Annotated in this window: 27 protein-coding genes, 1 tRNA gene and 1 pseudogene; 8 read left to right on the top strand and 21 right to left on the bottom strand. The window is 46.4% G+C overall.

Annotated elements, in window-relative coordinates; translation table 11 throughout:
* Positions 1 to 68: 68 nt before the first annotated feature.
* Entirely contained in the window at positions 69 to 2,918 is a 2,850-nt protein-coding gene (locus CTER_RS14465) for a phosphodiester glycosidase family protein (RefSeq protein WP_004626486.1), read from the bottom strand.
* A gap of 165 nt (positions 2,919 to 3,083) precedes the next feature.
* The gene (locus CTER_RS14460; RefSeq protein ID WP_040761264.1) at positions 3,084 to 3,803 is read right to left on the bottom strand and encodes a tRNA 2-thiocytidine biosynthesis TtcA family protein; all 720 of its coding nucleotides are present in this window, start codon (positions 3,801 to 3,803) and stop codon (positions 3,084 to 3,086) included.
* Positions 3,804 to 4,112: 309 nt separating this feature from the next.
* Between CTER_RS14460 and CTER_RS14455 the strand changes: the two genes are divergently transcribed.
* From CTER_RS14455 to CTER_RS14445, 3 genes are all read left to right on the top strand, one after another.
* Positions 4,113 to 4,188 (top strand) — tRNA-Pro (locus tag CTER_RS14455).
* A 210-nt stretch (positions 4,189 to 4,398) separates the two neighbouring features.
* Positions 4,399 to 5,196: an aminoglycoside 6-adenylyltransferase gene (locus CTER_RS14450; RefSeq protein WP_004626543.1), complete on the top strand. Its 798-nt coding sequence runs from the start codon at positions 4,399 to 4,401 to the stop codon at positions 5,194 to 5,196.
* 102 nt (positions 5,197 to 5,298) lie between these two features.
* Positions 5,299 to 5,691 (top strand): hypothetical protein, encoded by a 393-nt coding sequence (locus tag CTER_RS14445; RefSeq protein ID WP_004626472.1) that lies wholly within the window; start codon positions 5,299 to 5,301, stop codon positions 5,689 to 5,691.
* 201 nt (positions 5,692 to 5,892) lie between these two features.
* Here the strand turns inward: CTER_RS14445 and CTER_RS14440 are convergent, their stop codons facing one another.
* Positions 5,893 to 6,597 (bottom strand): 1-acyl-sn-glycerol-3-phosphate acyltransferase, encoded by a 705-nt coding sequence (locus tag CTER_RS14440; RefSeq protein WP_004626433.1) that lies wholly within the window; start codon positions 6,595 to 6,597, stop codon positions 5,893 to 5,895.
* Between the two features lie 98 nt (positions 6,598 to 6,695).
* Between CTER_RS14440 and CTER_RS14435 the strand changes: the two genes are divergently transcribed.
* Together CTER_RS14435 and CTER_RS14430 are read left to right on the top strand one after the other, a co-directional pair.
* Positions 6,696 to 6,926: a hypothetical protein gene (locus tag CTER_RS14435; RefSeq protein WP_040761261.1), complete on the top strand. Its 231-nt coding sequence runs from the start codon at positions 6,696 to 6,698 to the stop codon at positions 6,924 to 6,926.
* A 247-nt stretch (positions 6,927 to 7,173) separates the two neighbouring features.
* Complete coding sequence (locus CTER_RS14430; protein WP_242834992.1) at positions 7,174 to 8,046, top strand: hypothetical protein; 873 nt, start codon at positions 7,174 to 7,176, stop codon at positions 8,044 to 8,046.
* Positions 8,047 to 8,363: 317 nt separating this feature from the next.
* Here CTER_RS14430 and CTER_RS14425 read toward each other — a convergent pair whose 3' ends face one another.
* On the bottom strand, positions 8,364 to 8,660 hold the full coding sequence (locus CTER_RS14425; RefSeq protein WP_004626507.1) for a hypothetical protein: 297 nt from the start codon (positions 8,658 to 8,660) through the stop codon (positions 8,364 to 8,366).
* A 120-nt stretch (positions 8,661 to 8,780) separates the two neighbouring features.
* Between CTER_RS14425 and CTER_RS14420 the strand changes: the two genes are divergently transcribed.
* Positions 8,781 to 9,101 (top strand): helix-turn-helix domain-containing protein, encoded by a 321-nt coding sequence (locus CTER_RS14420; protein ID WP_004626495.1) that lies wholly within the window; start codon positions 8,781 to 8,783, stop codon positions 9,099 to 9,101.
* Positions 9,102 to 9,177: 76 nt separating this feature from the next.
* Here CTER_RS14420 and CTER_RS14415 read toward each other — a convergent pair whose 3' ends face one another.
* From CTER_RS14415 to nifH, 17 genes are all read right to left on the bottom strand, one after another.
* Entirely contained in the window at positions 9,178 to 9,486 is a 309-nt protein-coding gene (locus CTER_RS14415; RefSeq protein WP_004626526.1) for a type II toxin-antitoxin system RelE/ParE family toxin, read from the bottom strand.
* Complete coding sequence (locus CTER_RS14410) at positions 9,476 to 9,760, bottom strand: type II toxin-antitoxin system Phd/YefM family antitoxin (protein WP_004626468.1); 285 nt, start codon at positions 9,758 to 9,760, stop codon at positions 9,476 to 9,478. The genes CTER_RS14415 and CTER_RS14410 overlap by 11 nt, the downstream gene beginning before the upstream one ends.
* A 168-nt stretch (positions 9,761 to 9,928) precedes the next feature.
* Entirely contained in the window at positions 9,929 to 10,963 is a 1,035-nt protein-coding gene (locus tag CTER_RS14405) for a hypothetical protein (RefSeq protein WP_131469440.1), read from the bottom strand.
* Positions 10,944 to 11,558 carry a Fe-only nitrogenase accessory AnfO family protein gene (locus CTER_RS27035; protein WP_004626429.1) on the bottom strand — a complete coding sequence of 205 codons (615 nt, stop codon included), beginning with the start codon at positions 11,556 to 11,558 and terminating at the stop codon, positions 10,944 to 10,946. The genes CTER_RS14405 and CTER_RS27035 overlap by 20 nt, the downstream gene beginning before the upstream one ends.
* Positions 11,559 to 11,562: 4 nt before the next feature.
* On the bottom strand, positions 11,563 to 12,612 hold the full coding sequence (locus tag CTER_RS14395; RefSeq protein WP_004626551.1) for a sulfate/molybdate ABC transporter ATP-binding protein: 1,050 nt from the start codon (positions 12,610 to 12,612) through the stop codon (positions 11,563 to 11,565).
* A 4-nt stretch (positions 12,613 to 12,616) separates the two neighbouring features.
* Positions 12,617 to 13,279, bottom strand: coding sequence for a molybdate ABC transporter permease subunit (gene modB / locus CTER_RS14390; RefSeq protein WP_004626444.1), 663 nt, complete (start codon positions 13,277 to 13,279; stop codon positions 12,617 to 12,619).
* Between the two features lie 24 nt (positions 13,280 to 13,303).
* On the bottom strand, positions 13,304 to 14,095 hold the full coding sequence (modA, locus tag CTER_RS14385; protein ID WP_004626534.1) for a molybdate ABC transporter substrate-binding protein: 792 nt from the start codon (positions 14,093 to 14,095) through the stop codon (positions 13,304 to 13,306).
* 28 nt (positions 14,096 to 14,123) lie between these two features.
* A complete protein-coding gene (locus tag CTER_RS14380; RefSeq protein ID WP_423219204.1) occupies positions 14,124 to 14,945 on the bottom strand; it encodes a beta/alpha barrel domain-containing protein in 822 nt (273 codons plus the stop codon).
* Positions 14,933 to 15,895: a homocitrate synthase/isopropylmalate synthase family protein gene (locus tag CTER_RS14375; RefSeq protein WP_004626519.1), complete on the bottom strand. Its 963-nt coding sequence runs from the start codon at positions 15,893 to 15,895 to the stop codon at positions 14,933 to 14,935. Before CTER_RS14375 ends, CTER_RS14380 begins: the two co-directional genes overlap by 13 nt.
* Before the next feature lie 30 nt (positions 15,896 to 15,925).
* A complete protein-coding gene (locus CTER_RS14370) occupies positions 15,926 to 16,234 on the bottom strand; it encodes a 2Fe-2S ferredoxin (protein WP_004626554.1) in 309 nt (102 codons plus the stop codon).
* Positions 16,221 to 18,815 carry a nitrogenase component 1 gene (locus tag CTER_RS14365; protein WP_004626538.1) on the bottom strand — a complete coding sequence of 865 codons (2,595 nt, stop codon included), beginning with the start codon at positions 18,813 to 18,815 and terminating at the stop codon, positions 16,221 to 16,223. Before CTER_RS14365 ends, CTER_RS14370 begins: the two co-directional genes overlap by 14 nt.
* Complete coding sequence (nifE, locus tag CTER_RS14360) at positions 18,812 to 20,158, bottom strand: nitrogenase iron-molybdenum cofactor biosynthesis protein NifE (RefSeq protein ID WP_004626447.1); 1,347 nt, start codon at positions 20,156 to 20,158, stop codon at positions 18,812 to 18,814. Before nifE ends, CTER_RS14365 begins: the two co-directional genes overlap by 4 nt.
* Before the next feature lie 35 nt (positions 20,159 to 20,193).
* Entirely contained in the window at positions 20,194 to 21,558 is a 1,365-nt protein-coding gene (locus CTER_RS14355; RefSeq protein WP_004626425.1) for a nitrogenase component 1, read from the bottom strand.
* The gene (locus CTER_RS14350) at positions 21,558 to 23,162 is read right to left on the bottom strand and encodes a nitrogenase component I subunit alpha (RefSeq protein WP_004626464.1); all 1,605 of its coding nucleotides are present in this window, start codon (positions 23,160 to 23,162) and stop codon (positions 21,558 to 21,560) included. Before CTER_RS14350 ends, CTER_RS14355 begins: the two co-directional genes overlap by 1 nt.
* Before the next feature lie 14 nt (positions 23,163 to 23,176).
* On the bottom strand, positions 23,177 to 23,560 hold the full coding sequence (locus tag CTER_RS14345; protein WP_004626481.1) for a P-II family nitrogen regulator: 384 nt from the start codon (positions 23,558 to 23,560) through the stop codon (positions 23,177 to 23,179).
* A gap of 15 nt (positions 23,561 to 23,575) precedes the next feature.
* Positions 23,576 to 23,899, bottom strand: a complete 324-nt coding sequence (locus CTER_RS14340) for a P-II family nitrogen regulator (protein WP_004626540.1) — start codon at positions 23,897 to 23,899, stop codon at positions 23,576 to 23,578.
* A gap of 18 nt (positions 23,900 to 23,917) precedes the next feature.
* Complete coding sequence (nifH, locus tag CTER_RS14335) at positions 23,918 to 24,736, bottom strand: nitrogenase iron protein (RefSeq protein WP_004626521.1); 819 nt, start codon at positions 24,734 to 24,736, stop codon at positions 23,918 to 23,920.
* A 373-nt stretch (positions 24,737 to 25,109) separates the two neighbouring features.
* Between nifH and CTER_RS14330 the strand changes: the two genes are divergently transcribed.
* Positions 25,110 to 26,027, top strand: a complete 918-nt coding sequence (locus tag CTER_RS14330; RefSeq protein WP_040761259.1) for an AraC family transcriptional regulator — start codon at positions 25,110 to 25,112, stop codon at positions 26,025 to 26,027.
* A 190-nt stretch (positions 26,028 to 26,217) separates the two neighbouring features.
* Positions 26,218 to 26,756 (top strand): annotated as a pseudogene (locus CTER_RS29290) (HflX-like GTP-binding protein).
* Positions 26,757 to 26,993 lie beyond the last annotated feature (237 nt).

Here is a 26,993-nt window from a genome sequence, read left to right as displayed (position 1 = left end):
ACATATTTTCGTGGCAGCTTTATTTTGATTTGGGTTACTGTGTAATTTTTTATATCACTGGTAACTCATTAATTTAATGCTTTAAATTGATATGTAATGGTATCGCCTTTTACTTTAACAGAGACATATTTTGCGGCCGCTTTATTTTTGTCACTGAAGTCGGCTGCGTCGAAACCTGCCGTAGTAATATACTTTACTCCCTTGTCCATGTAGCTGGAGTTAGAGGAGCCCTTGTAAAATACCCAGACATTTTTGCCGGGATTTTGCTTTTTATAATCTGCCAGCATGTCATTTAGAACCTGGCCTTCCTTGGTATCATTAAAACTGGAAGGATTCTGGGACAGGAATATAAACAGATTATTACCGGTAAAGGAACTGAGCTGGTTTTTGAACCAGAACCACTCGTTATAGTCGGTAGCACGTAAGCCGCCTTTTGTAGTATTGAGCTGTATGAGCCTGCTGCCGTTCTTGTCCATAGCTTTGTAACTTGCCGTGGTAGAGAGCGAAGGAACTTTAAGAGAAGGCCATAGATTGTCATAGCTGCCAACGACCACAGAGGCCTGCATTTCCTTGTTTATTTTAGCAGCCAGGGAATTCAGCATACTCGTCTGTGTCTTGTCTTTATTCTTGTCATAACCAACCGACTGTCCAAAGACTGAAAAACTTAAGGAATCGGCGCCTGATACGGTGCGGTCCTTATATGTGTCATCCTTTGGAACTGTGGTCACAGCCGATTTTGATGGCGCAACCTCGGGATAACCGGAGTATACCATGGTAAGATCATCAAAATACAAAGTACCTGAGGACTTTTTCTTGGTTGTTTGAATTGCATAAACCTTTGTTATTTTTGCCGGACCGCTGATATCATCAAGCGAGATTTCGAGATATTTCCATCCGGTCCAGTTTACGTCCTTTGTAAAGTACTTATAGTGGGGAGTACCTTTTTTATCATTTATAATAGCACCGATCCACAAAGGCTTGTTATTTGAGCTGTAGACCCACATTCCCAGCTTGGTTGCGGTACTGTCCAGAGTTTTTCCACCGCCCGGAAGGTTGATGTATGCAGCACGGTTCTCCTGAAGACCCTTTGTGAAGTCATAGGTCAATTTTCCAGAATAGGGACCCGACTTGTATGCGTTTGTCGCAGGATCATACTTTGCTGTTACGGTCTTGGCCGACAGATCAACGCTTAAAGCGGTACTGCTGTTAAAATCTTCTATAACCTTTTTAATGCCGGGCTGGCTGATGGATACCGGACAGAAAACCGAAACTCCGGCAAAAGAGGCCGACACATAGCCTGTTCCCGACTTACCCGCAGTAAATACATTGGATTCGACAGTTCCAACCTTGTTAAGAACGCCCCATTTCACATTTGAAGGGTGTATGCTTGCACTGAAGCCATTTTTATCCAAACCCTTTACAGCAAAGGTCGTAGCTTTTCCGGGAGAGGTATTTAATACGTCCAAATTCAATTCCAATTTTACAGGAGCACTCAATACTGTCAGAGGGCAGGTACCTATTACCGAATCTCCTATTTTGGCGGTTATTACAGCCTGACCTGCCGTTGTGGGAGTAAAGACATTATCTGCGAAAGTACCCTTGACTCCTGTTACAGACCACTCAATGTCCTTGCTGTCAATGGCAACCGGATTAAGGTATTTGTCAACACCCTTGACAGTAAATGCCCTTGCTGTGTTAACAAAAGCATAATCCTCATAGGCACTGACCAGCAGGGAATCAACCGGACCCTGCGGTCCTATTGAAAATACTCCAAGGGATGCCGATACACCTCTCAAACCTTCCGAAGGGGTATTTACGGTTGTGATATCAGTATCGCCTTCCTGCCTGGCCACCATGGTAGTTGAACTGCCGCCGTCAAAATTTATTGCGTTGGCGCAGCCCAATTCTTTCATATATTCGGCCAGTTCGGCCTGGGTCATGCCGATGCTGTCATTCTTTTGCCTGCCGTCCACTGTTACGATCAGGAGAGTCTTACCGTCCTCTGTGGTTCCTACGGCGGTTCTTGGCTGCCTGGATTCTCCGGCAGCAGAGTGGGTAAAGTAAGGTGCGACCTTGCCGCCCTGAACCAGCATGGAACCGCCGGTAAGGGCCATCTGCATCTGACTGTTGTCCACATTGAGCTTTATCTCATAAGAGACCGGATCGCCTACTTTGAAATTATCTGTAAGGAATTTCTCATTTCCCATGGTAGCCATTACAACATATCCGTTTTTGGGAATGGGAATTCCGGGTTTGTTTTCACTGAATTCCTTTACAACACCATCCTCAACAACCATTTCGGTCCATACGGGATATTTTTTTGAAACTCCGGGGGTAGTACTGCCCCACTTGGAATCAACTATGTACATATTATAATTGTAATATCCGTTGTAATTGTTATAAGCAGCCACATTTTTACGTGATTCGTTGGGTGTTATAAGCTCGATTTCTGTTTTCCAGTATTGGTAAAATGTCCTGTTCAGCTTATCGATGGCAAATGTAGCTATATAATCGGAATTATCTCCGGCATTTGCCATTGCAAACTCTCCGTTTCCGGCAACCGGTCCAAAAGGAGTGCCGGTAGAGGTGTCAAAAAAGCATGCATTTACAGCTGCCAATGCTCCGTTGCTTTTTGCAAGATTATTGACTGTGGAGGTTTTTTTAATTCCGGCTGGATTTATCAGGCTGTCCACCTTGACGTTTTCATTTGACAGATCAACTCTGAGCACGTCTGTGCGTATCCAGCCGCTGGTGGTAAAACGGTTGTACTGTTCCAGAACAACTCCGGAGGTTATATTCTGTTTTTCCACTGTCTGGTTGATTACCAGAGGTGCGGCTATAACACCGGTACTGAGTGAAACGATTAATAATGCCGACATCAATATCAATGCCAGGCTTCTTCTTATGTATTTAAGCATTGTGATCTCCATTTCTTTATTACTTTTACCTTAGCGGCCTGCAGCGCTTAAATCCATATATTGCCGGCGGTTAAATTTCCCCGGACAATATAAGTTTTTAGATTTTTACAAACCACTAGCTTGTTTCTCCCTTATAAATATATGAATATTAATAAACTTGAAGAGCTACTCATGCCAGCCGTCGATTTCGGCACGCTTTATTGCTCCAAATAGATTGCTTTTGATATCTCTGTTTTCTTTTTGAAGCTGATAAATCAGGTCTTTAACGTACTGACGCTTGGTTTTTCCATCGATATGACAGGGACTTTTAACTATTGGGAATTGTCCTGATTTGGCAACGGTCTTTATTTGTTTTTCTTCTGTATAAATAAGTGGCCGGATAAGATACAGCTCTTTTCTGTCCAGATATGTAACCGGAGAAAATGTATGTAGGTTGCCTTCAAAAAAAGTACTGAGTAAAAGGGTTTCTATTGCGTCATCCCTGTGGTGTCCGAGTGCGACCTTGTTACAGCCCAATTTTTTTGAGACATTGTGCAGAGCTCCTCTCCTGAGATTTGCACACATTGAGCAGGGATTCTTCTCCTGCCTGTATTCAAAAATAATCTTTCCTATTTGGGTTTCTTCAATAGTATAGTTAACGCCTATTTGGCGGCAATACTCGGCAACCGGTGTGAAATCGGCATTTCCTATTCCCATGGTAAGGCTTATGGCTTCGATTTCAAATTTTTTAGGATAGAACCGCTGCAGCTGTTTCAGGGTAGTAAGCAGTGTCATACTGTCTTTTCCGCCGCTTACACCAATAGCAATTTTGTCGCCGTCACCAATCATGTCATAATCCTGGATAGCTCTTCTGACCTGCCCAAGAATTCTTTGTATAAGCACCACTCCTTTAGAATCATTTACAATATTTAATTGTCTAATTATTCCTTATTATAGAAAAAGTCGTATGACGGTTCAAGTCTTATTAGATTTCAATTGTATTACATATGAAAAATGTGCTTAAATACACTTCAAATAAGGGGTATAAGAGCTTGGTTTTCTCTATTTATATCGGACATAATAAATAGACGAAAAAATAAGTATGCTAAAGAAACGTGGTGATAAATTCAAATATGTGTATATTTCACATATTGCTTATATATCATGGCTATAGTACAATACTTTTGCACTTGCGAAAGTAAAAGCAGAATATAACGGGGTGTAGCGCAATTGGCAGCGCGCTTGGTTTGGGACCAAGATGCTGGAGGTTCAAGTCCTCTCACTCCGACCAAGTAAAAGAGTATCTAAAGATACTCTTTTTTGCTATGCTGAAAAGGACTTGAACCTGGGAAGGCACGAGGCGTGAAGAAAAGCAGACGTCAAGTCCTCTCACTCCGACCAGATGAACAGGGTACGAAGTATTGAACAGTTTTATTGGACTGTCCAGTATTTCGTACCTTCTTCTATGTCTGAAAATTTATAATAGGCGGTGGCTGTTTATATGAACGGTTCACGCACTAACCCTAATATAGGGAAAGATAAATATCAAGATTATGATATCGTTTTTGTTGTAACCGAAACGGAATCTTTTTTAGCGAATAAAAACTGGATTGAAAATTTCGGGGATATCGCTATCGTCCAAGAAACGGACTGGAATGATATAAAAACAGGATTATATGAAGGGCAATATGATTCATCGCGTAATTATACGTGGCTTATGTTATTTGAGGACGGAACCCGAATTGATTTAAGGATTGAAATTAAAACAGAAGCTGAGAAGCATTTTATCGAAGATAAATTGACTAAATTATTGCTTGATAAAGATAATTTCCTTCCGGAAATACCACTTCCAACGGATGAGGATTATCACGTAAGGAAGCCTAATCAAGGTGAATATACCGCATATTGCAATGATTTTTGGTGGTGCCTTAATAATGTCGCAAAAGGAATAGCGCGCGATGAATTGCCATATGCAATGGAAATGTATAATCTAATTGTCAGAAAATTGGTGAACAGAATGATTGACTGGTATATTGGCACATTAACTGACTTTTCTGTTTCGACGGGCAAAATGGGTAAGTATTACAAAAAATACTTACCCTCTGAACTTTATGGGTTATATGCCAAAACATATTCTGACAGCGATTATAATAATTTCTGGACCTCTGTTTTTACAGCTTGTGAACTATTTAGCACAGTGGCATTATCGGTAAGTAAATATTTTAATTTTGATTACAGGAAATACGAAGAAGACAGTATTATGGATTATATAAGCAAGGTAAGAAGCGGTATGTTATAAGCATAACGGGAGCTCTGCAAAATCAAATTTGTTGGGGCAATGGGTATTAGCGTATAATGAGTTTAAACGGTATAATACTGATTGCTTTGAGGGGCAAAAGCTATGGAAGAATTATTTGAACTGTTTTCCTCTGTCGGTGAGGCGTTTCCATTGCTGTTGATTCACGATATTTGTAATTATGACATGTGGGCTGAGAACAATACTCCATGCGACATTGTGGACAGGCAGGAAAGAGAACACATATTAAGAACAATTTGGATACCTGAATATTTAGGACTGACAAAAGATACTGATACTGTCAGTTATAAGCTGGTTACTGAATTTGACTTTCGTAGAGATTGGTTGCCGATAGTCAATCAAATAGCCTTTACTGCACTTGGATCACCAATCCGATCAATTGTAAAATATGGACGAATCGATTCATGGAACTCTTCAAGTTATATCATTGAAACAGACGAGGAATATATTGATTTTCAATACTGGACTACCGCTTGAAGCAATTCGTCTTCGCATCAGGGACTTACTGCAATAAGCCTAAACACAAATATACAAAATCACCACTAATGCCAAAAGAAATATCTCCCTCCAAGGAGAAGGCATGTCTTTTTTATGAGGAAAAGTGTGCTATTGTGGATTTAGTTTATTGCCACATTCAGATAAACAGGAATTTGCCTGCTTTTCTTGACTAATTCAATCCTAAAAGAAAGGGTCTTCTGGTTTATTATTATTTGCATGCTTATGTGATAATTTAGGTAATCTGGCCGGAGGAATTAATTTTTTTTGCATAGCTGTTTCTCTTTCCAACCAAATTTTGCGGAAATCATCTTTGGGGGATAATTTCATAGGATTATCGAAAACAATCCGAGTTGGATGATCAAGTGATACTTGCTCAATAAACATATTAACAATAGGGACACCGGTTTTATTTGATATTATTTGAGCGATAGAGGAAATTCTCTCCAAACTGTTATTATTAAAGTCAGAGATTGTTCCTTGGCTAAATACTAAATAATGTTTGTTTTCATCGCTATCATTAAAATAATTAATAGAATCTTTCAATAAACTGCGTAAACTGGGTAAAGACGTACGGTCCAGTCCATACAAATCATAATGGATATCCAGAAATTTTCTTAATTTTTCATTGTTCGTCCAATCATTTTTGGAGACAATTCTAATATTGGGATATAATAATCCCAATATCAGCGCATCAAGGTCACTAACATGATTGGGAGTAAAGATAAAACGATTATTGTCTAAGTCAGGCATGTTCAAAATTTCTATATTAAATAAAGACAGCATCCCCTTTTTGAGGTCCTCTGTTTTCATTGGGTCCAATCCCATATGTTTAATGACCTCTAACAGCACTCCGATGCCTTTAACAGCGGTTTCATCATTAAACACATAAGTATTATCAGTTCTGGCAACTAAATTTTCAAATATTTTAAAAGTTTCTGTATTAATCTTTGCTATTTGTAGTCCCCCTTTAGGAAGTGCTTCTTTTGCATATTATATCATATTTAAACGGACTTATCGAGTTGATAAACGATGTGATGAATGCGTTTGAAGTATTTAGTGATGATGATGTGCAGAATATATTAGACCGTACTCTGGAAGCACTTGAGGAACAAATAAAGCAATACGGCAGTATAGAAAAGTATCGTGAACATCTGTCTGTCGGCCTCAAAAGTGAGCAGACAGTGGCAGCTTTGATAAAAGTGGTATGGCAGTAAAGAAAAAAGCTGTAGAGCCCGTTTTGCAGGCAGCATCTCTTAAATTTCATACTGCCGATATTTGGTTGGAAGTAAAGTGTACAAAATTCGAAGTAATGCTAAAAAAATAATAAATATATTCTAAATATCTGAGCATTAATTAAAAATATGCACAGTTTTCGCTTGAAATTATTTTTTACCATAAAATATTTGTACATTAATTGAAATTTTGTACACAACGCAGTATAATCTTTTTATGAAAGAGTATTTGAGTTATTTTTCGGCTGCGGCCATCTGGAATATACCATATATTGAAGCTGTGCTCGGTCCTGAAAACGCTGAAACAGACTCAGTCGATTTTACAGTTTCCAAACGAAGCGCGAGATATCATAGAAAAGGCCGGACAGTCCACTTGTGCGAACTTGCTCTGCCTGCCGGTGCAGTAGTGTCAAGAAACGGCAAAATGGTTGCGTCACCGGAATTGCTGTTTCTCCAGCTCGCATATAAATTGAACATCCACCGGCTTATATTGTTTGGCTTGCAGCTTTGTTCACATCCGCCGGGCAACCCTTCCGGGGCAATCACGACAAAGCATAACCTCAAGACTTTTCTCGCTAAAACTTCGGGTCACCGTGGACACTTTAAAGCTTTGCGAGCGGTAAAATACATAGAAGACGGTTCCGCATCCATTATGGAATCGTTAACCTATATGATTCTGACTCTGCCGCATGCCTTAGGCGGTTACGGATTTGACGGCGCCGTTTTCAACCATGAGATCAAGCTCAAAGGTGAAGCCTGCAAACGTCTTGGACAGAAACGCTGCTTTACGGATTTGTATTATAAGCAGGCAAAGCTGGCAGTCGAATATGAAAGCTTCGCTTTTCACAACAGCCCATGGTCGCAAGGTAAAGATGTGATCCGATCTGCAATCCTCAACAGGCAGGGCGTTGAAGTAATGCATTTGAGCACTGTTCAACTGTATGATAAGGACGCCTGCATGGATTTTGCTTTCAATCTCGCATCTCGCCTTGGGAAACGTATACATATCCGTGCAAAGAAGTTTGACGAGATGCATGCGCTTCTCCGAGGATTGTTGCCAGCCGGATCACTTGCCGCTGAACCCGATGGAGGGGAACTGTAGTAAAAAACTTCATGTGCCGGGGACAGGACCTCTGGCTAAAAATATGCCTGTGGGCATAAGCTTTATCCGCATAAAGGAAGACATAGCTTACAACCAAAGAGAAGGTATGATAAAACATTTCATATGTATGTTTTGCCTTCGCTTGTGTCATACGCAATTCTTTCGCTATAGCCAAAAAGGACGCTTTTTCAACCTCCCGAATTTCCACAACACGGGCAACGGTTTTTTTACTCAAATTCGTCTTGAATGGGGGCATACTCTTGACAAATTGTGTCGGCATACCCGGTTCCCCGTCCCTGTATTCGGTTAAAATATCTTTATACTTCTTCTCCAGATACGCACGCATATGACCACTCCTGATAGCATTCGTAAGCATCATCATAAACTTTTCTTACTTGTGAAGTGCCCTTATATCCAAAGACTACCGCAATATGATTAATGTATAAGCGTATTTGTTTAATCTTTATTTTATTATATATCTGCACTACCCTTGAAACCGATATTTCACATTCTCTTGCAATATCGGTAAATGTGTTGCCATACTGGTCACGGAGCAGCATAATCTCATACGCGCGTTCGTCCTGCTTTAATATACTATATGGAATGTCTTTCATAAAAAGTTTACCCTCCGTTCGTCGCATATAATAAATATCCGTATTGCAGGCATAAATTATATAGTTTACGGGTAACAATTACAACGATTTGAGGTAAATTTTATTTGAGAGCGTGGTAATGTGTTGCGATTAAAAGAACTAAGGGAACAGCGGCGGCTAATTCAAGAAGGATTAGCCCTGAAACTTAATGTTTCTCAATCTACTATCAGCGCATATGAAGTAGGTGAAAGAGTACCGGATTTAGAAACTCTGATTGCTATTGCAGATTTCTTTAATGTTTCACTTGACTATCTTGCGGGCTTGTCTGATTTAAAACAGCAAATTAAACAAAGTGACTTATCACCTGGTGAGCTTGAGCATATACACACATACCGACAATTAAGCGATACTGACAGAGAAAAGATAAACGCATACATTGACGGTTTGCAAAGCAGGGGATAAAGAAAAAAGGTACGCAGAATTAGGCGGCCTTCTTTTTGTATACAGTTTGAACCATGAGTTTAAATTGACAACCGAATTATACTATGTCCTTATCTAATATGCTTTGAACATTTTGTTTCCCATTGAGTATTCGATGAATTTCCACCGTCCTATTCGATTCATTTACTACATAAAAAACGATATAGTCACCCACCGGAATATGTCTGTAAACAGGAAAATCTGCATATACAGAATACATCAGCGGCTGTGTACGCAGGTTATCTATACATTGCCGCTGATCCATAACAAATCTCAATAATGTACCCGGATAGAAACCGGAAAAATATTTTAGAATATCGTCTAAATTCTGACGCGAGACAGGAAGATACCTGATTCTATAATCCATCGGATGCATCCTCAATTCCCGCCCAAAAATCTTCATCATCAAGCCACTGGGTATCGGATGCGTGGGCTTCTGTCTGTGCCTTCCTGAGTTCACTAAGAACATACTTTTTGTGCAGATAATCCTCGTAAGCTGCGTACTCATCAAAATTAATTAATACAGCGGCACCGTTTCCGTTTTTTGTTATAATAACCTGGTCGTGCTGCTCTAATAACCGCGCAATCTCAGGAAAATTATTACGCAGTTCTCTTGTAGCCCTAACGTGAGTTTTTCTCATATATTCACACCTTCTTTCATTAATATTGTATCACAATTGTGATACAATATACAAAAAAGGAAAACATGAGTTTTTTAAAAAAATTATGTAAGAATACTCGCATCATTTAACCCTCGACGGATTTTCCGTCGAGGGTTGCGAACCAAGTGAGGCAGACGCCAAGTCCTCTCATTTGGTCGGATTACCGCATATGTTCGAACAGGCCGCGCAGTCCGTGGGATTGCAGGTGCGCACAGTGCCGGAATATGCCAAAACGGTAAAAGCGCAGTCGGAAACCCGAAAGAAGGTTTCGCTCCTGCCGTCTATGATTGTGACGGTGCCGGCGTCATAATCAAACGCCAGTCTCAATCCTTCTGTAATGAAAGTCTCTCCGTCCAGCGGATTGACGGTCTCGTGCGGACTGAACGTAACCATCCGCCCATCTCCGGTCTGTACCGCAAGGCGATTGTATACAATCGTCAGCGCAGTGACCCTGCCGGAGATGTCAAATACAAGAGAATTTTGATCTGCGTTGATTCCGACAGCGTTTGGGTCAAAAGCGGCAAGCATGCCAACCGGGGTTTGGATCATCGCCGGTTCTGCCGGTTCCAGTGATTTAAGCTCACCTGTTTCATAAAGCGAAAAACCATTTCTGACCGGAATAGCGCCATATGCCGTTGTTATGTGAATTCTTTCTCCGGGAAACAGCGTTATACTGCGGATGCTGCCGTCCTGATAAAAGCCGGTGCCGCTGATTATGGCTTTAAACGAAGCAAAAGGCAGTTCAAATGAAAACGGAATCGCCAACGACTTCTCTTCTTCCTCGGTCCACATACCGCTGAATTTTCCGTCCAATGGAAAGAAACGCTTTAATTCGCCGGTTTCATAAAATGTTACCAATTCAGCGGGAAACTCGCCGATTGGCGTTTGAATTTCCTGCTGATCATTGAGCGCGACGGCCTTTATCATTCCGTTTTTATAAAATTCCACCGAATACTTGCTCTTACGCCGATGTGTTTCAGCGTACGCCGGAATCAATTCGCCTGCATGCGTAAGCAAAATATTTTTTTCACACAGCCGTATCCCTTCCAACTCGCCGCCCGCATAGCAGGAATAGCTTTCCACTCCCGCAAATACGCCATTGGGCAATTGAATGGCGTTGTTTTCCAGTATGTTGAAGTTTTCCATATAACATTCCTCCCAGTCAGCATTTCCGGCTGACAATTGCTTTCACTATGCCGTTTCCGGACTGCACTACATCAATCCGGTATATTCCGCTGTCCTCGATCCACGGCGGAATATGCCTGCAAATCAGATTGAGTTCCAAAAAGGGCGTGTTCTCCAGAAAGTCTGCCATTGCCTTTTTGGATGAAACCTCCGGACATTCGCTCTGCAAAGCGATCAGGTCCAGAAAATAAATTCCCGGCGTACCGGTTTCTTTGGGACGTGCGTTTGATATAATCGCTTCCCGTGCATTTATCGCGGTGTCAGAAGCCTGCATTTCCTGAAAAATTTCGTCAAAAACTTCATCCGTTATCGCGCTTATTTCAAAAATATGCAGCCCGGCGCGGTCAAACACAAAAAACGGGATTCCGACCAGTGTGCCTCCCGCCAACACCTTACAGCCGTTCAAAAGCGGAAGCAGAGCCTCGGAGTTTTTGCGCGTCAAAACGGCAGAGAGCGGGGGAATAGGGGCAAAAGGTATTTCGTTTAAAAGCTGCCAATCGTCCGCACCTCTTTCAAATATCAAAAATCTGTCGGCTTCAAAAAAGTCGCACAGCGCCGAATATCTGTTTGTGAATACCGCTATTTTGCTCATAATCTCACTCCCTCAGCAATAATACATGCTCCCGCAAAAACGCCAGCTCCTGGGGCATATCCCGCAGGGCGGCCCGGTCTTTTTTAGGCATTTCCCACCGGAGGGGCAACAAGTTGGACCCCTTCTTCCGCACCATCAGGATATTCGAAAAGGTATCCTCGATTTCACTTATAATCTCAAAGGGGAAAGCGGCGGCAATCTCACCCTCCGGGGCACGGCAGGCAGGAATGATATAATTCGCCCGGATGCCGATATATTGAACGCCGCTATCCACGCCGTCACAGTCAAATTCAATCCCCCAGCCGGGGGCAATCAACCTGCCGTGCCGTACTGCTGTTTCCGTTATATTCTTACAGCCGGTCAGACGCGCCGCGCCAACGGTGAGCGGCTTTTTGAAAATTTCCCATTTTTGGCCTGTTACCTCTGATCTTCCGTTGTTCATCACCACAATATGGTCGCATAACCGGTACACCTCATCACGGTTGTGGGATACATATAAAACCGGTCCCGCGAACTGTTTCATCACAGACGCTAGCTCCAGCTCCAGTTCCCATCGCAGGTGGCTGTCCAACGCAGAGAAAGGTTCGTCAAGCATCAGAATATCCGGCGACCCCATTAAAATCCGCGCTAATGCGCACCGCTGCTTTTCCCCTCCCGAGAGCTGGTGGGGGTATTTGTTCAGGTGCTTTGCAATATGGAAGGTCTCGGCCAACTCGACGGCTGCCCTCCGGCACTCGCGGCGCGGGCTGATCTTTGCGCCTGCCATAATATTTTTCAACACAGTCATATTGGGAAACAGGGCGTAATCCTGAAATAAAAATCCCGTATTGCGCTTCTGCGGCGGCAGGTTGATGCCCTTTTCAGAGTCAAACAGGGTCACACCGCCCAATACGATTTTCCCTTCGTCGGGTTTTGATATACCCGCAATACAGCGAAGGGTCATGCTCTTGCCGCTGCCCGACGCGCCCATCAGCGCGGTAATGTCCGAGCATGCGGTGATATCAACATCAAGGGAAAAACCGCCCAGCTTCTTTTTAATCTTGCACTCAAGCACAGTATCACCCCCTGACCTTAGGCTTGCTGAATATGTTGATCAGAATCATAAACACAAATGATACCGCAAGGTTGACCATAACCCACCAAAATGCCGCGTCTTCCTGATTGATCTGCCAAAAATACGCGACAGAAGTAGAAATGGTAGCAGTTTTCCCGGCAATGTAGCCCGACACCATGCTTGTGGCACCGTATTCGCCAAGTCCGCGGGCGAATGCCAGCACCGTTCCTGCCAGTATGCCCTGTTTGCAGTTGGGGAGCAGAATTCGCCCGAATATATACCATTCCGAAAGTCCCAGCGTCCGGCCCGCGTCCAGCAGATTCCGGTCGAACGCCTCAAACGCGCCGCGAACCGTGCGGTATACAAATGGAAACGCAATTACGGTAACCGCGATAACCGAACCTTGCCACCTCATGGTAATCATTGCCGAAAACCATTTATACAGCAACCCGCCCACCGCGCTCTTGGGCGATAGGTATACCAATATGAAATACCCTACCACGGTCGGCGGCAATACCATCGGGATTGTAAGCACAGTGTCGCAAATGCCCTTTAAGATACGAGGCATTTTTAAAACGGCATAGGCTGCGAGAATACCGAGGGTGAACGCGAGGACGGTGGCGATTGCTGATATCCTGAGTGAATTGTAAAGCGGAAACAAGTCCACGCGGTCCACCTCCTTTGGGTTCAGTTATTTTACAACCTCAAAACCTGTCTGTTCAAACACTGCTACTGCCTCCGGCGAGCTCAAGTAATCCAGAAACGCCCGGGCCGCTTCCGCATTTACCGAACTCTTCAGCACGGCGGCAGGATAGACCACCGGCGAATGGCTGCCTTCCGGCGCTTCCGCGGCTACGGTCACCGCTTTGGCCGTAGCCGCATCGGTGGAATAAACCACGCCGCAGTCCACACTGCCGCTTTCCACCTGGGACAGCACTTCTTTCACGTTGGAACCAAGCGATGCTTTCTTTTGTATCATATCCCATCCGTTTAAGTATTTGAAAATTTCTTCCGAATACTGTCCAACAGGCACGTCGGCGTTGCCCAATGCCATCAGCGACACCTTGTCGGTCAGGCAGTCCTCGAAGGAAGTGATTCCCTTTGTGCTGTCCTGGGGAACTATGAGAACAACCTTGTTGATCAGTAAGTCCCTGCGCGTGCCGGCATCTATGTAACCGTCCTCCAGCGCGTCCATCTGTTTTTGAGCCGCCGAAACAAACAGGTCTGCTTCGGCTCCGTTTTCAATCTGGGTTTGCAGTTTGCCGCTGGAATCGAAGTTGAAGGTGAGCGTCACCGCAGGCGCTTTCTCTTTGTAAAGTGCAGCTATCTCGCTCAGCGACTCGGTCAGGCTGGCGGCGGCGAACACCGACAGGGTGACGGGTTGGTCTGACACAGGCGGCACGGATGTTTTCACGGTGCCGCACCCTGTGAGAAAGGCGGTACACAAAATAAAGGTTAATAGAACTGAAAACAATTTTTTCATAGTAACACCCCTTTTCATAATCATTTTCTTATTGTTTTTCATTAACAATCTCTAAAAATCTCTCTTGCAGTTCCCGTGCACCAGAGGTTGTGATTCCCCAGTCGAAAACCGACGAGCTTGCATGGACCAATTGCGCCAAATCGCAATTTCCGGCACGTTCACCGATTCCTCCTACGGTCACGTCGGCATATATACAGCCCGTCTTTGCCGCTTCAACCGTATTGGCAACCGCCATGCCCAAATCGTTGTGGGCGTGAAATCCCAGCTCTGCCTTGTTTTCGACTGCGGAAGAAAAGTCTTTAATCATCCTGCGGCACAAAGACGGCGTTGCCACGCCCACCGTATCCGAAAGACGTATCCGAGTAATCCCGAAATCCAGCAGCACCTGCGCGACGGACAGCATAAATGCGGCTTCCGAGCGGAACGCATCTTCAAAGCCCACCGAAAGTCCGATGCCGCTCTTTTCAATCATACCGAGGCACGCGTACAGTTGATTCATAACCCAACTTTTGTTTTTTCTCAGTTTCGCATAGATGTGTACATAAGATACCGGCACGCTGACATGTATCAGATCGGGGCGGCAGTCTATGGAGTGTTCGATATCCGAGGGCATAAGCCGCGCCCAAACCGAAATAACCGCTTTTTTGCGGTTTTCCATGATTTTTATGATATTATCCTTTTCAATCTTTGACGACGCAGGCACACCCGCTTCTATTTGGTGTATGCCGTATTCGTCCAACAGTCGGGCAATTTCCAGCTTCTGCTGACCCGTGAAGGAAACGCCGGGCATCTGTTCACCGTCCCGCAGGGTGCTGTCTAAAATGTATCGTCTTGGCTTCAACTCCGGCACCCCCTTACGATCTCAATAAACTCCTGGTTTGTGAGTGCGCCGTTTTTTTCGGCACTTGTCTGTTTCACACGCTCCAGTATCACAGGTATGAACGTTTTGTCGCATGTCAGCCCCAGCTCCTCAAGCTTGATCAGCACCGACTGCGCTCCGCTGTGTTTTCCAATTACCACCTTGCGTGTCAGACCAACCACTTCGGGAGGAAAAGGCTCGTAACATTTGGGCTGTTTGGCTATGCCGTCCACATGAATACCCGACTCCACATGGAAGATCCGTTCGCCGATGACCGGCTTGTTGGGGCGAACGACCTGCCCGGTGATTTTACGCAAAAGCTCTGCCATCTCTGGAAAAAACTCATAAGTTTTACCCGCCTTACGGAGTCTTTGAACACGCAGAATGATAATTAATTCTTCTGTAGGCGCAAATCCGCCCACACCGCCGAAGGATGTTACAATATCGGTTCCCGTGCCGGACAACACCCACTCGGCCGCCAGAGCAGCGGCACAATGAAAGCCATTTGCCGGGCAAAACTCAATATCACCGCGAAAACACTCTTTCAGGTGCCCGAATGTTCTTAAATAGTCGCCTGTCAACATGTCATCCAGTCCGCATATACGCAATTTCGCACATTCCGCATACCTGGCTATGGTGTACGACTCGCGGATATCGTTGAGTAAAATTTCGGTACGGATTTTATCGTTAGAGCCGGCCGGAGCATTCCGGCAGACAAAACGCGGGATGTCCGGAAATTTTGTAATGTCTGAAACCTGCCCTATCTGAAGCACATACGACGAATATGGGGGAAGAGGAGACAGCAGTCTGTACATTTTTTCAGAAAGCTCAATAGCATCGGCATCCATTTCTATGAGGAACTCCAGGAACCGGGACAGTGACGGCACATCAGGAGGTACATCATCAAGACATGACAGGGTACGGTCAGTAATCCGGATCATCAACATCGCCTCCTTTTCCCATAATTCAAATCAGATTCTGTATTCCTCCGCAGGCGTTCCGCCCTCCATGTGCTTTTCACAGATTTCCTCTACTGCATCTTCATCCAGATTGCCGTACCATACCCCTTCGGGATATACCACAGCAATCGGTCCCTTGTCGCAAATACCGAAACAGCCGGTGTTGGTGACAAGGCAATCGGCAGAAAGCTCCCTGGCCTCAATTTCTTCCATAAATTTTTGAACCAGATTCACACTTCCCTTCTGAAAGCAGAATCCCTTCTGCACACCGTTAATACGGCAGCTTGTGCAAACAAAAATATGATATTTAGGCAATACCATTCATAACGCTCCTTTCCCTGGCCGCCAGCGTGACGGCTGTCTCAACTCTCTCATAGGTGGCAATTGCGTCAATTCCGTTCTCTTTCAACCGTTTTTCGGGAACCAACCCGATTCTGAGCGCCAGTACAGCCTCACAGTCTGCCACCGCGCCAATGACTGACTCCCATCGATCCTCCTTATCACCGCATTCCAGGCCATTGCAATACCGGCTCACCTTGCGGGTTTCAACAAACCGCGTGTCCTCTCCGTCGCTTTCGAAGATGTAAAATTCTTTTGCGTGACCGAAATGTATATCCACAATTGCGCCGCTTTTTGTGGCCACCGCGAACCGCTTGTAAGGCCTTGTTTTCGGTGCGGGCTTTTCCCGAAGGTGAATGGAAATGTCCTCGTCCAGCGTTCCAGCTGCGTCGGAGCGGCATTGGCGGCAGTGTGCCATTTGCTTGATGTTTATTCCGCACACCTCCCGAATTGCCTTGATCTCCATATTTGTCATGCGGTCAAGCGCCTCAAAGGAGGAGCCTCTTACAGGGATGTGCGGCATGATGTTGGTCATAAAAGCCCCGAGTGCCGCGGCCTGTTTTGTTACTTCAAAGATATGTCTGTCGTTGATCCCTTTCAGTGCGACGCAGTTCACCTTGCACATAATATCCGCATCCGCCAGCATTTTAATTCCCGCAAGCTGATTGGCAAGCAGTATGGAAGCACCCTCTGTTCCTGTATACATCTTTCCCATATAGTTGATATGTTGATAAATCTTTGCGCCGACGGATGGATCGACTGCGTTTACCGTCACGGTTACATGGCTTACGCCAAGTTTTTTAAGTTCCGGAACATACATCGGCAGCATCAGGCCGTTTGTGGCAATACAAAATGTAATGTCGGCGTCATACTCCCGAATCAGCCGAAGGGTCTCGCGGGTTTCCTCAAAATTCGCCAATGCATCGCCGGGTCCGGCTATGCCCACCACCGTTAAGTTCGGCATGGATTCCTTCAGCTTCATGTACCGCTCCAGCGCTTCGGCAGGCGTTAAAATTTTAGACGCCACTCCCGGACGGCTTTCATTCATACAGTCAAAGTTGCGCAGACAGTAGTTGCACTGAATGTTGCATTTGGGTGCAACCGGCAGATGTACCCGTGCGTTTTTACAGGCGTGTTCGCCAAAGCAGGGATGGGACGCGGTCTTGGCATGGATGTCGGCCGGCGGCGCGGGCCGGGTTTTAAAAAACCTGTCGTACAGTACGCCGCGAAACCCGGTTTCCGTTTTCTCCAGCATACAGTTGGCGGCCTGATCCAGCAGGTTCAGCGAGCCTTCAAAGCCCAGCATGCGCACTCGCTGCCCGCCCACGTAATCGTGGATGGGAAATGCGCACCGAATCAGGGGAATATCCAGCTTGTGGGCGATACGGCGTCCGTCGGAACTGCCGATGAGCAAATTTACGCCAAACTGCCGGCAATATCTTTCAATTTCGTCAAAGTCGCTGTCGTCCAATATGGCCATTTCCTCTGCCGGATAAAAGTCCTTATAATCTTCAAACTCTGCGTTAAGCAGCTCTTTCAATCGGGGAGATACCGAGCCCGTCGCCGCCAGTAACGGCAGTATCCCGTTTTCACAGCACAGCCGTATAACCGCTGTTACAAAGTCGGGCTCGCCGAATACAGCCGCCCGCGCTTTCGCGCAGTATTTGTGGGAATCTACCATCGCGTCCAGATACCGTCCCCGCGCTTTTATCATATCAACGGTGACAGCACCGCCCGCGTCTTCCAATGTGGTCAGCAGCTGATCCATGCCCCGTACGCCCACGGGAAGCGGCAGTTTCACATAGGGTACCCGGTAGGTTTCATAAAGATATGCGGCGGGAGAAGTCTTCTCGTCTGTAAACTCCGAAAACTCAACTGTCAGCCGGGCTCCCGCCATTTTTACAATGTCGGATAGGGAGGTTCCGCCCGTTTTCAGCCGGTTGTACCGCTTTTCGGTAACACCGTCCAAATTGTCCGAAAGGTCGGGCAGCAGGATAAAGTCCATACCTGCCCTTGTTAGAAGGTCTTTCAGCCAGCGGGTATCAGCGGGTGAAATCATGGGCGTTATGACATTGATTTTACCGTTGGGTGCTGTGCTTTGTTCGGTCTGCTCCAGCACCGCGCGAATTGCGGCGAACCAGCCTTCGTTTTGTGTACCGCCGTATCCTGGAGCCGCCACATGGATGATTTTTACCCCTGTACCGGGATTTTGTTCATAAAATTTTTTTACAATCGCACCCACATCTTCACCGATGGTTTCGGCCAAACAGGTGGTGCACACCCCGATTGCCTCCGGGGCGTACAAGTCAATGAGATTGCGCAAACCTTTGAGCAGGTTCGCTTCACCGCCGAACACAGTGCCTTCTTCGGTAAGAGAGGAGGATGCGATATCCACCGGCTCGTTATAGTGTGTCGCCATATGCCGCCGGATATAAGTCGCACACCCCTGCGAGCCATGCAGGATGGACATGCAGCTCTTTATCCCGCAGAGCGCACTGACCGCACCCATTGGCATGCACATTTTGCAGGGATTTACGTTTAAATTAACTAGATTTGCGCTCATGCCGGTCCCCCCTTCACATATTTCCACACAGGACTGTTAATAGTTGTATGCACCTCCCGGACAAAATTCTCAATTCCCTCAAAGCCCGCCAGAGGATGTTTTCGCTCGTGGTTGTGATCGCAGAAGGCAATCCCCAGTTTATACGCCAGCGGACGTTCCTTCACGCCGCCCACTAAAATGTCGGCCTGTTTCTCAAGCATGAACCGCTCCAGTTCGGCAGGATTCGCGTCGTCCAGTATCACCGCCTCATCGTCTGCCAGTGCGCTGATGATTTCATATTCATCCTTTTTGCCGGTCTGGGTTCCCGCAACCATCGTTTTCATACCCAGTTCGTTGAACTGGCGAATCAGCGATATTGCCTTGAATCCGCCGCCTACAAAGATGGCTGCGCGTTTGCCTTCCAAATATGGTTTGTATTTTGCGATAACGGGCACAACCTCCGATGACCTGCGCTTTGCGAACTCACGTGCTTTTGCCGAGATTTCGGGCTTCCCGAGGGCATCCGCGACGCGAAACAGCGAAGCTGTTGTGTCCTCAATGCCGAAAAAACTCACCTTTATATAAGGAATATCCATTTCGGCGTACATACGCTCGGCGAGGTATGTGGATGAACCGGCACATTGTACAAGGTTCAGCACAGCCGTGGGTGCCCGCATAAGCTTTTCGTATGACGCGTCGCCTGTTATTGTGGATATAACCGGAATGCCGATTTCCTCCAAGTAACTCCTGATAATCCATGTTTCACCCGCAAGATTGTAATCTCCCAAAATATTTACACCAAAGCGCTTCGATTGGTTTATGCCAGGCGAAATCAGCGCCATAACAGCGTCACATGCCAGCTTATAACCTTGCGGCTTAGTGCCGGAGAAGCCGGGAGCTTTTACGGGAATTACCCGTATGCCGTATTTCTTTGCGGCCGCACGGCAAACCGCTTCTATGTCGTCACCGATTACACCTGCAATGCAGGTGGCGTAAACAAATATCAGTTTAGGCGCTGGTTCCGTCTTTTCCATCAGCTCGTCAATGGCTGCCGACAGCTTTTTTTCCCCGCCGAATACGATATCGGTTTCCCGGAGGTCAGTGGAAAAACTGTTGCGGTAGGTTGACGCTCCGGAAGTGAGGCTTCCACGGATATCCCAGGTATAGCTGGCGCACCCGATGGGTCCGTGGACGATATGATATGCGTCGGTGATGGGATTCAGCACTACGCGTGCGCCGCAATACACACATGCCCGCTGGCTCACTGCGCCGGATACGCTTTCCCGCTCGCAGCATATCCCCCGTCCATGTTCGCTCTTATCTGAAATAGACGCCTTACGTTCTTCCAATACACTCTTATTCACAGTAGCCGCACCTCCCTGACACCAAAAACTCTATATTACATTACAATCTCAAAATCCTCATCCGCACAGTCACGGTCAAACCTGTCCATCAACGCACTTGTAATTTTTTCCACCAAACGTATTCCGCCATTATAGCCAACTATGGGCAGAAGTGTACCGCCGTAACGGTCAAGCACCGGGAAGCCCGCGCGGACAAAGGGAATATCCTCGGCCCGGGCAATCTGCTTGCCGTAGGTGGAGCCTATCATCAAATCTACCGGCTCATTTTTAATCCACTGGTGCAGCTCAAATAAGTCGGAGTTGGCTTTGGCGATGCAGCCGGTTACACCATATTTGGCAAACAGCGCCTCAATTTTGCGAGTAAATTCCTCTTTTGGGGTTCCGGTGATGACATACTTTGGAATCATGCCGATTTCCAGTGCCAATGAGGTCAGCCCGATTACCACGTCCGGGTCGCCGAAGATCGCAACCTTTACCTGATAAGTATACTGGTGTGAATCCAGCATCAGGTCTACCAACTGTCCGCGTTCGGCCTCCAATTCAGCGGGCACCTCCGCTTTGGACAGCTTTTGCAGTGCCGACACGTATGCATCGGTATAGGATACGCCTACAGGCATCGGGAGGAGGGTAGAGGGTACCTTCCACTTCTTTTTGAGCAGTTCGGCGGGTTCAACGCCGATAATCTCGCCCAGCGCGATAAGCCCCTTGCTGTCACCCAATCCCCGGATTTCCTCTATCGTCGTACCGCCTTCGGGGTAATACTCATACTTGCCCGTCATAGGCGCGTCCAGCACGCCGCTTTGGTCGGGGAAGAAGGTGGCGGGCACGTTCATAAGCCGGGCGATACGTTTCATCTCACGAATATCGCCGGGATTTACCCAGCCGGGGAATACCGCGGCTTTGCCGTTGGATGCGCCGGTACTTTGAGTCAGGTAATTCATAAAGCCCATCATCATATTAAAATATCCGTTGATATGGGAACCTACGTAGCTGGGAGTGTTGGTATGAACCACCGCCTTGCCCTCGGGAATGTCCATATCCATGATGTAGGAGCCCAGGTCGTCACCGATGGTTTCCGACAGACATGTGCTGTGTATGGCAATAATGTCCGGGTTGTATATGTCGAATATGTTTTTTACCGACGTATTAATATTACTCCTGCCGCCGAATACCGACGCACCCTCGGTGAATGAGGAAGAGGACGCGATAGCGGGTTCCTTGAAATGACGGGACAAAACAGTTCTGTGATAGGAACAGCATCCCTGTGAACCGTGGCTGTGCGGCATACACCGCTTCACTCCCAGCGCTGCATACATCGCGCCCACCGGCTGACATGTTTTACAAGGGTTTATCCGAAGAGCACTGCGTTCCTTTACTTCTTTTGGTGTTAAATCCAGCATTATTTTTCACCTCCTATTGTGCCGACCAGCATGGGCTCATGCTTCCACGGCGGCGTAACCAGACTCCAGGCGTTGGTATAAAGCGCCATTGTAATATCCCGTCCGAAGTTTACTGAGCCCCTGAAGCCCGAATACGGTCCGGAATAGTCATAGGAGTGAATCTGCCTTGAAGATACGCCCGCTTTCTGGATGGAGTATTTATCCTTGATTCCTGAAAGAAAGATGTCCGGCTTCATACGCTTGATCAACTCGTCGGTTTCAAAATGATTATAGTCATCCACCACCACGTCTCCTGCTTTCATAAAAGGAATCATGCCATCGTAGGTATCCAGCTCTATGCCGTCCTTACCGGATTTGAGCGCTGCGATTTCGTCTTCGGTATAGATTTCGCGGTAGAACCTCTCATCCGCTGATACCGTTATGCTCTCAATGTTTCTGTTGTCTGCGTCATTCTTGATTTGAGGGATAATGTCCCGCCCTTCATAATCGTCACGGTGGGCAAACTCATAGCCTGCGATCACCGTCTTTATACCCAGATCCTCCAGCAGCACCTGATAGTGATGCGAACGGGAGCCGCCCGAAAAGATGCCTGCCGTCTTGCCGGTCAGCCGTGATTTATAGTACTCCATGTCGTCATAGATGGCCGCCAGCTCATCGGCGATGACCTCCTCAACACGCGCCGTTAATTCCGGGTTGTTAAAGTATTTCGCAATCTCCCGCAGGGATTTGCAGGTAGCGCCTACGCCGATAAAATTAACTTTCAGCCAGTCCATGCCATATTTGGTTTTCATCATTTCTGCGATATAATTGATGGAGCGGTGGCACATAACCAGATTCAGATGCGCCAGATGGGCGCTTTTTAAGGATTCATAAGAAGCGTCGCCGGTGAACATGTTTATCACCTCAATGCCGCACCGTTTCAGGATGCGCTCTTCCTCCCAGCCATCGCCGCCAATGTTGTACTCACCCAAAATATTGACTGAAAAACTCGTCCTGGGCGGTTTGTCGCCGGTGCCGATTACATACCGCATCAGCCCGTTGTTGGCGATGTGGTGTCCGCCCGACTGGGAAACACCTTTATAGCCTTCGCAGGAAAAGCCAATTGCCGTTATGCCGTACTTCGCTTCGGCACGGCGGGCAACCGCCTGCACGTCATCACCGATAAGACCGATGGGACAGGTGGAGCATATCATGATACATTTAGGGTCAAACAGCTCCATGGCTTCGTCAATTGCCTTTTCCAGCTTCTTTTCGCCGCCGAACACAATGTCTGCCTCCTGCATATCGGTGGAAAAACAGTAGGGCACGAAGTTTTTATCGGTATGTTCGTCCGGTTTTGCCTTGTTGCGCCGGGTAGCCCAGCTGTAGAAGCCACATCCGACAGGTCCGTGCGTAATGACACACACGTCCTTGAGCGGACCTACCACAACACCCTTGCATCCAGCGTAACAGCAGCCCCGGGCCGTCATAACACCGGGAAGGGCACGGGTGTTGGCGGTTATGGAATTGGATTCCTCTGCTCCATCCATCTGTAAAATATGCTCTTTACGGTTTTTATAAACCTTTGCCGAATATTTTTCCAGTAATTTTTCTCTATAGGTCATTGTCAACCACCCCCTTAATATGCCTCCACGGTCGGCTCTCCGCTTCTGACCGTATAGGCTTCCAGAATGGGTAATACAAAAATCCTGCCGTCACCCGGGTTACCGGTTTGGTTGGCGGCGATAATGGTATCAACCACTTTTTGTACATCCTTGTCATCCACAATCAGCGTAAAGAAGCGTTTGGCAATCAACCGTGTGGCCTCAGTCAGATTCTCCCCGATTGTGTTCAGCGGAAGTTCTCCCTCCGCCAAGACAGTCCTTAACAAATCCGGATCAATGCTCTTTTTTCCGCGCCCAAGACATTTCCGGCAGGTAAAGGCGGGGAAACCGTTGTCTGCCAACGCCCTTTTTGTGAGGTTGACCTTATTGGTACGAATAAAACACATGATTTCTCGCAATACAAAGCACCTCCCTTACAGCCCGGATGCGCCGGTGCTGATGGTGTAAGCGGATTCCACAGTCGATACGAAGATACGCCCGTCTCCGAAGGTTCCCTGACCGGTTCTGGCGGTGCGTATAATGATTTTTACCAAATCGTCCTTATCCTCATCGTTGCATACCACCAGCAGCATATCTTTTGGGATTTCATCATAGGTGATCTCACCCACGGTAATACCCTTTTGCTTTCCACGCCCGAACACGTCCATTTTGGTAATGGCGGGGAAGCCCGCCGCCGCCAGCTCGCTCATAACTGCTCCCGATTTCTCCGGTCTTACAATCGCTCTTACTAATAGCATAGTAGTCTTCTCCTCCTCTTAATCTAAAATTCCGTGTTCCATCAAAATTGCTTCCAGCCTGTCGATGGACATAGGTCTGGGAACCACAAACATGTCATTGCCGTCAATCTTACGCGCCAATGTCCGGTATTCGTCGGCCTGCGGCTCATCAGGAGAAAAGTCGATAACCGTCTTTTTATTGATTTCAGCCTTCTGCACCGCATTGTCGCGGGGGACGAAGTGAATCATCTGGGTTCCGATCTCCTTCGCTACCGCGCTGACCAAATCCGCTTCGCCGTCCACCTTACGGGAGTTGCAGATCAGTCCTCCCAGACGCACGCCGCCGGTGTTGGCATATTTTGAAATTCCCTTTGCGATATTGTTTGCCGCATACAGCGCCATCATCTCGCCGGAACACACGATATAGATCTCCTGGGCCTTGCCCTCACGAATGGGCATCGCGAACCCGCCGCACACAACATCCCCAAGAACGTCGTAGAATACATAATCCAAATCCGCCTCATATGCGCCTAAACGCTCCAGCAGACCAATTGAGGTGATAATGCCGCGTCCCGCGCAGCCGACTCCCGGCTCCGGTCCTCCCGATTCCACACCCTTGATTCCGGCGTATCCTACCTTCAGAACCGTATCCAGCTCAATGTCTTCGCCTTCCTCGCGGAGGGTGTCCAAAACCGTCTTTTGCGCCAGACCGCCCAACACCAGACGGGTAGAATCGGCCTTGGGATCACAACCCACAATCATAATTTTCTTGCCCATCTCTCCCAACCCTGCCGTGAGGTTCTGAGTGGTTGTGGATTTGCCGATGCCGCCTTTTCCGTAAATAGCTACCTGTCTCATAAATTTACCTCCTTATCATGATGAACGAAACTTCTTTTAACCTATATAAATAAACAATGGGGTGGTGTTCGCACGTGAAGCATATCTTCACGGTTGAACTCCCACCCCATTGTCGGGTTAACGATTCGTCGTCACTTATTATGATTTAATTATAGAGGCCCGCCAAGAGCAATTCAATACATCATATTGTCGAATCCATACAATGCAGAACCCCCATTTTTTGTTTAATTTAACGAGAAATCACATATTTATCCTTTGATTTTGGTTGAATCCGGGAAGGCACGAAGTGTGATATAATCATCCAAGGTAAGAAAGCAATTTAGGTCAAGAGATGATTGCCCCGGATATGTTAGACTTTCTTCAGGTGGTAGAAATGTTAAGCAATTGGGAAAAAATAAATGCTGTACAGCGAATGCAGGAATATATCATGGCGCATTACCGTGAGGAAATAACTCTACAGGACCTGGCTAAAGCTGCGATGTATTCGCCCTGGCACTCTTTGCGCGCTTTTTCCGAGCTGATGGGGAAAACACCCGTTGAGTATCTCCGAATGGTCAGATTGTCAGCGGCAGCCAAAAAATTACGGGATACCAGCACAAGCATACTCGACATTGCATTGGAGTCTGCATTTGGCTCCCACGAGGGCTTCACCAAAGCTTTTTCCCGCGAGTTCGCCATAACTCCGCAAGAATACCGCAAAAGGGCACCCCCGCTGCGATTATTTTCCTACTACCCAATCCGTGATTACTATAAGTTATTTGAAGGAGGAAAGGAAGTTATGTCTGATATGGTTGTTTTTACGCAGGTTATCGAAAGACCGAAACGTAAGCTCATATTAAAACGGGGAATAAGGGCTGCAGAATACTTTGCCTATTGTGAAGAGGTTGGCTGCGATGTGTGGGGGATTCTTGAAAGCATTAAGGGCGCTTTGCAGGAATCAATTGGTGTCTGGCTGCCCGAAAACATGCGTGTGCCGGGCACATCGGAATATTGCCAGGGGGTCGAAGTTCCTGTTGATTTTTCCGGGGAAATTCCCGACGGTTTTGATATTATAGATTTACCCGCCTGCAAATATATGGTTTTTCAAAGTGAACCGTTTGAGGATGAAAAGTTCGGTGAAGTAATAAGCACCGTATGGAATGCTGTCAAGCGCTACAATCCAAAACATTTCGGATGGGATTGGGCACCAAACGACGGTCCGAGATTTCAGCTTGCTCCAATAGGAGCACGTGGCTATATTGAAGGAATTCCAATTCGGGAGTATAAAGGTGAAGGCGGCCAAAATATTTAAAATTACTACTAATTCTGGTTAACCCTTGACAGGTTTTCTGTCGAGGGTTTTTTGTACCCCAAAGTAGCTTGTTCATGGCAACATGTTTTTTCCGCTGTTTAAATACAGGAATCCAACGGACAGTTAACTATGTTTCAAGGGCTGAAAAGTATCCAGAAACTCTGTGGAGGGAGGCGTTTAAAATGAGAATTTGGAGTACCGTTTTTTATATAATAATCAGCACCTAAGGCTCGGCAATGAACTTACCCCGTCCCAGCTGCGGAATTTGGAGGATTCGCTTGAGAGGGAGATAATTGACAGAACTATGCTTATACTTGAAATCTTCACAAAAAGAGCGAAAACGCGGGAAGCAAAACTTCAGGTGGAAGTGGCACGGCTTAAATTTATGCTCCTCAGACTGGAAGGCCTGAATGATAATCTAAGCAGACAGGTGGCTCTGGTCTCAGAAATAAAGGCTCCGGAGAAACAAAGCTGGAACTCGACAAGAGGAGGATAGAGTCTAAAATAGCTGAGCTGAGTAAAGAGTTGGAACTGCTTGTAAATGAGAGGAATACCCAGCGCAGCAAAAGAAACAAAGTCAGCCTGCCTTCGGTTGCATTGGTAGATTATACGAATGCAGGCAAATTAACGCTGATGCTGTCGCGGATATGCAAAATTACTTTCTTTTTGGTCTGTTATTTAGCAAGACTAAGGCATTGTAAGGTGTTACTGCTACAGAATAAATTGTAAAGAGCGAAAGGATGAGTTATACCTTAAAAGGAGAACGTACTTGGTGGTCGGCTAAAGATCTTGAAATTTTTACTGAAGTATAGCGAACGGTATATTTTCTACAAGCTGAACGGTTTTGGTAACGGGTGCTACCATTTTTATAGATTCATACTTTTGTTAATAGATAACCATCGGTCAGATAGTGGTATTGTCTCCATTACGGATCTGGAAATGAAGCTTTAACTATTTATAAACAAA

Source organism: Ruminiclostridium cellobioparum subsp. termitidis CT1112 (genome assembly GCF_000350485.1).
GTDB lineage: Bacteria > Bacillota > Clostridia > Acetivibrionales > DSM-1351 > Ruminiclostridium > Ruminiclostridium termitidis.
This window is presented reverse-complemented; position numbering and strand designations above follow the sequence as displayed.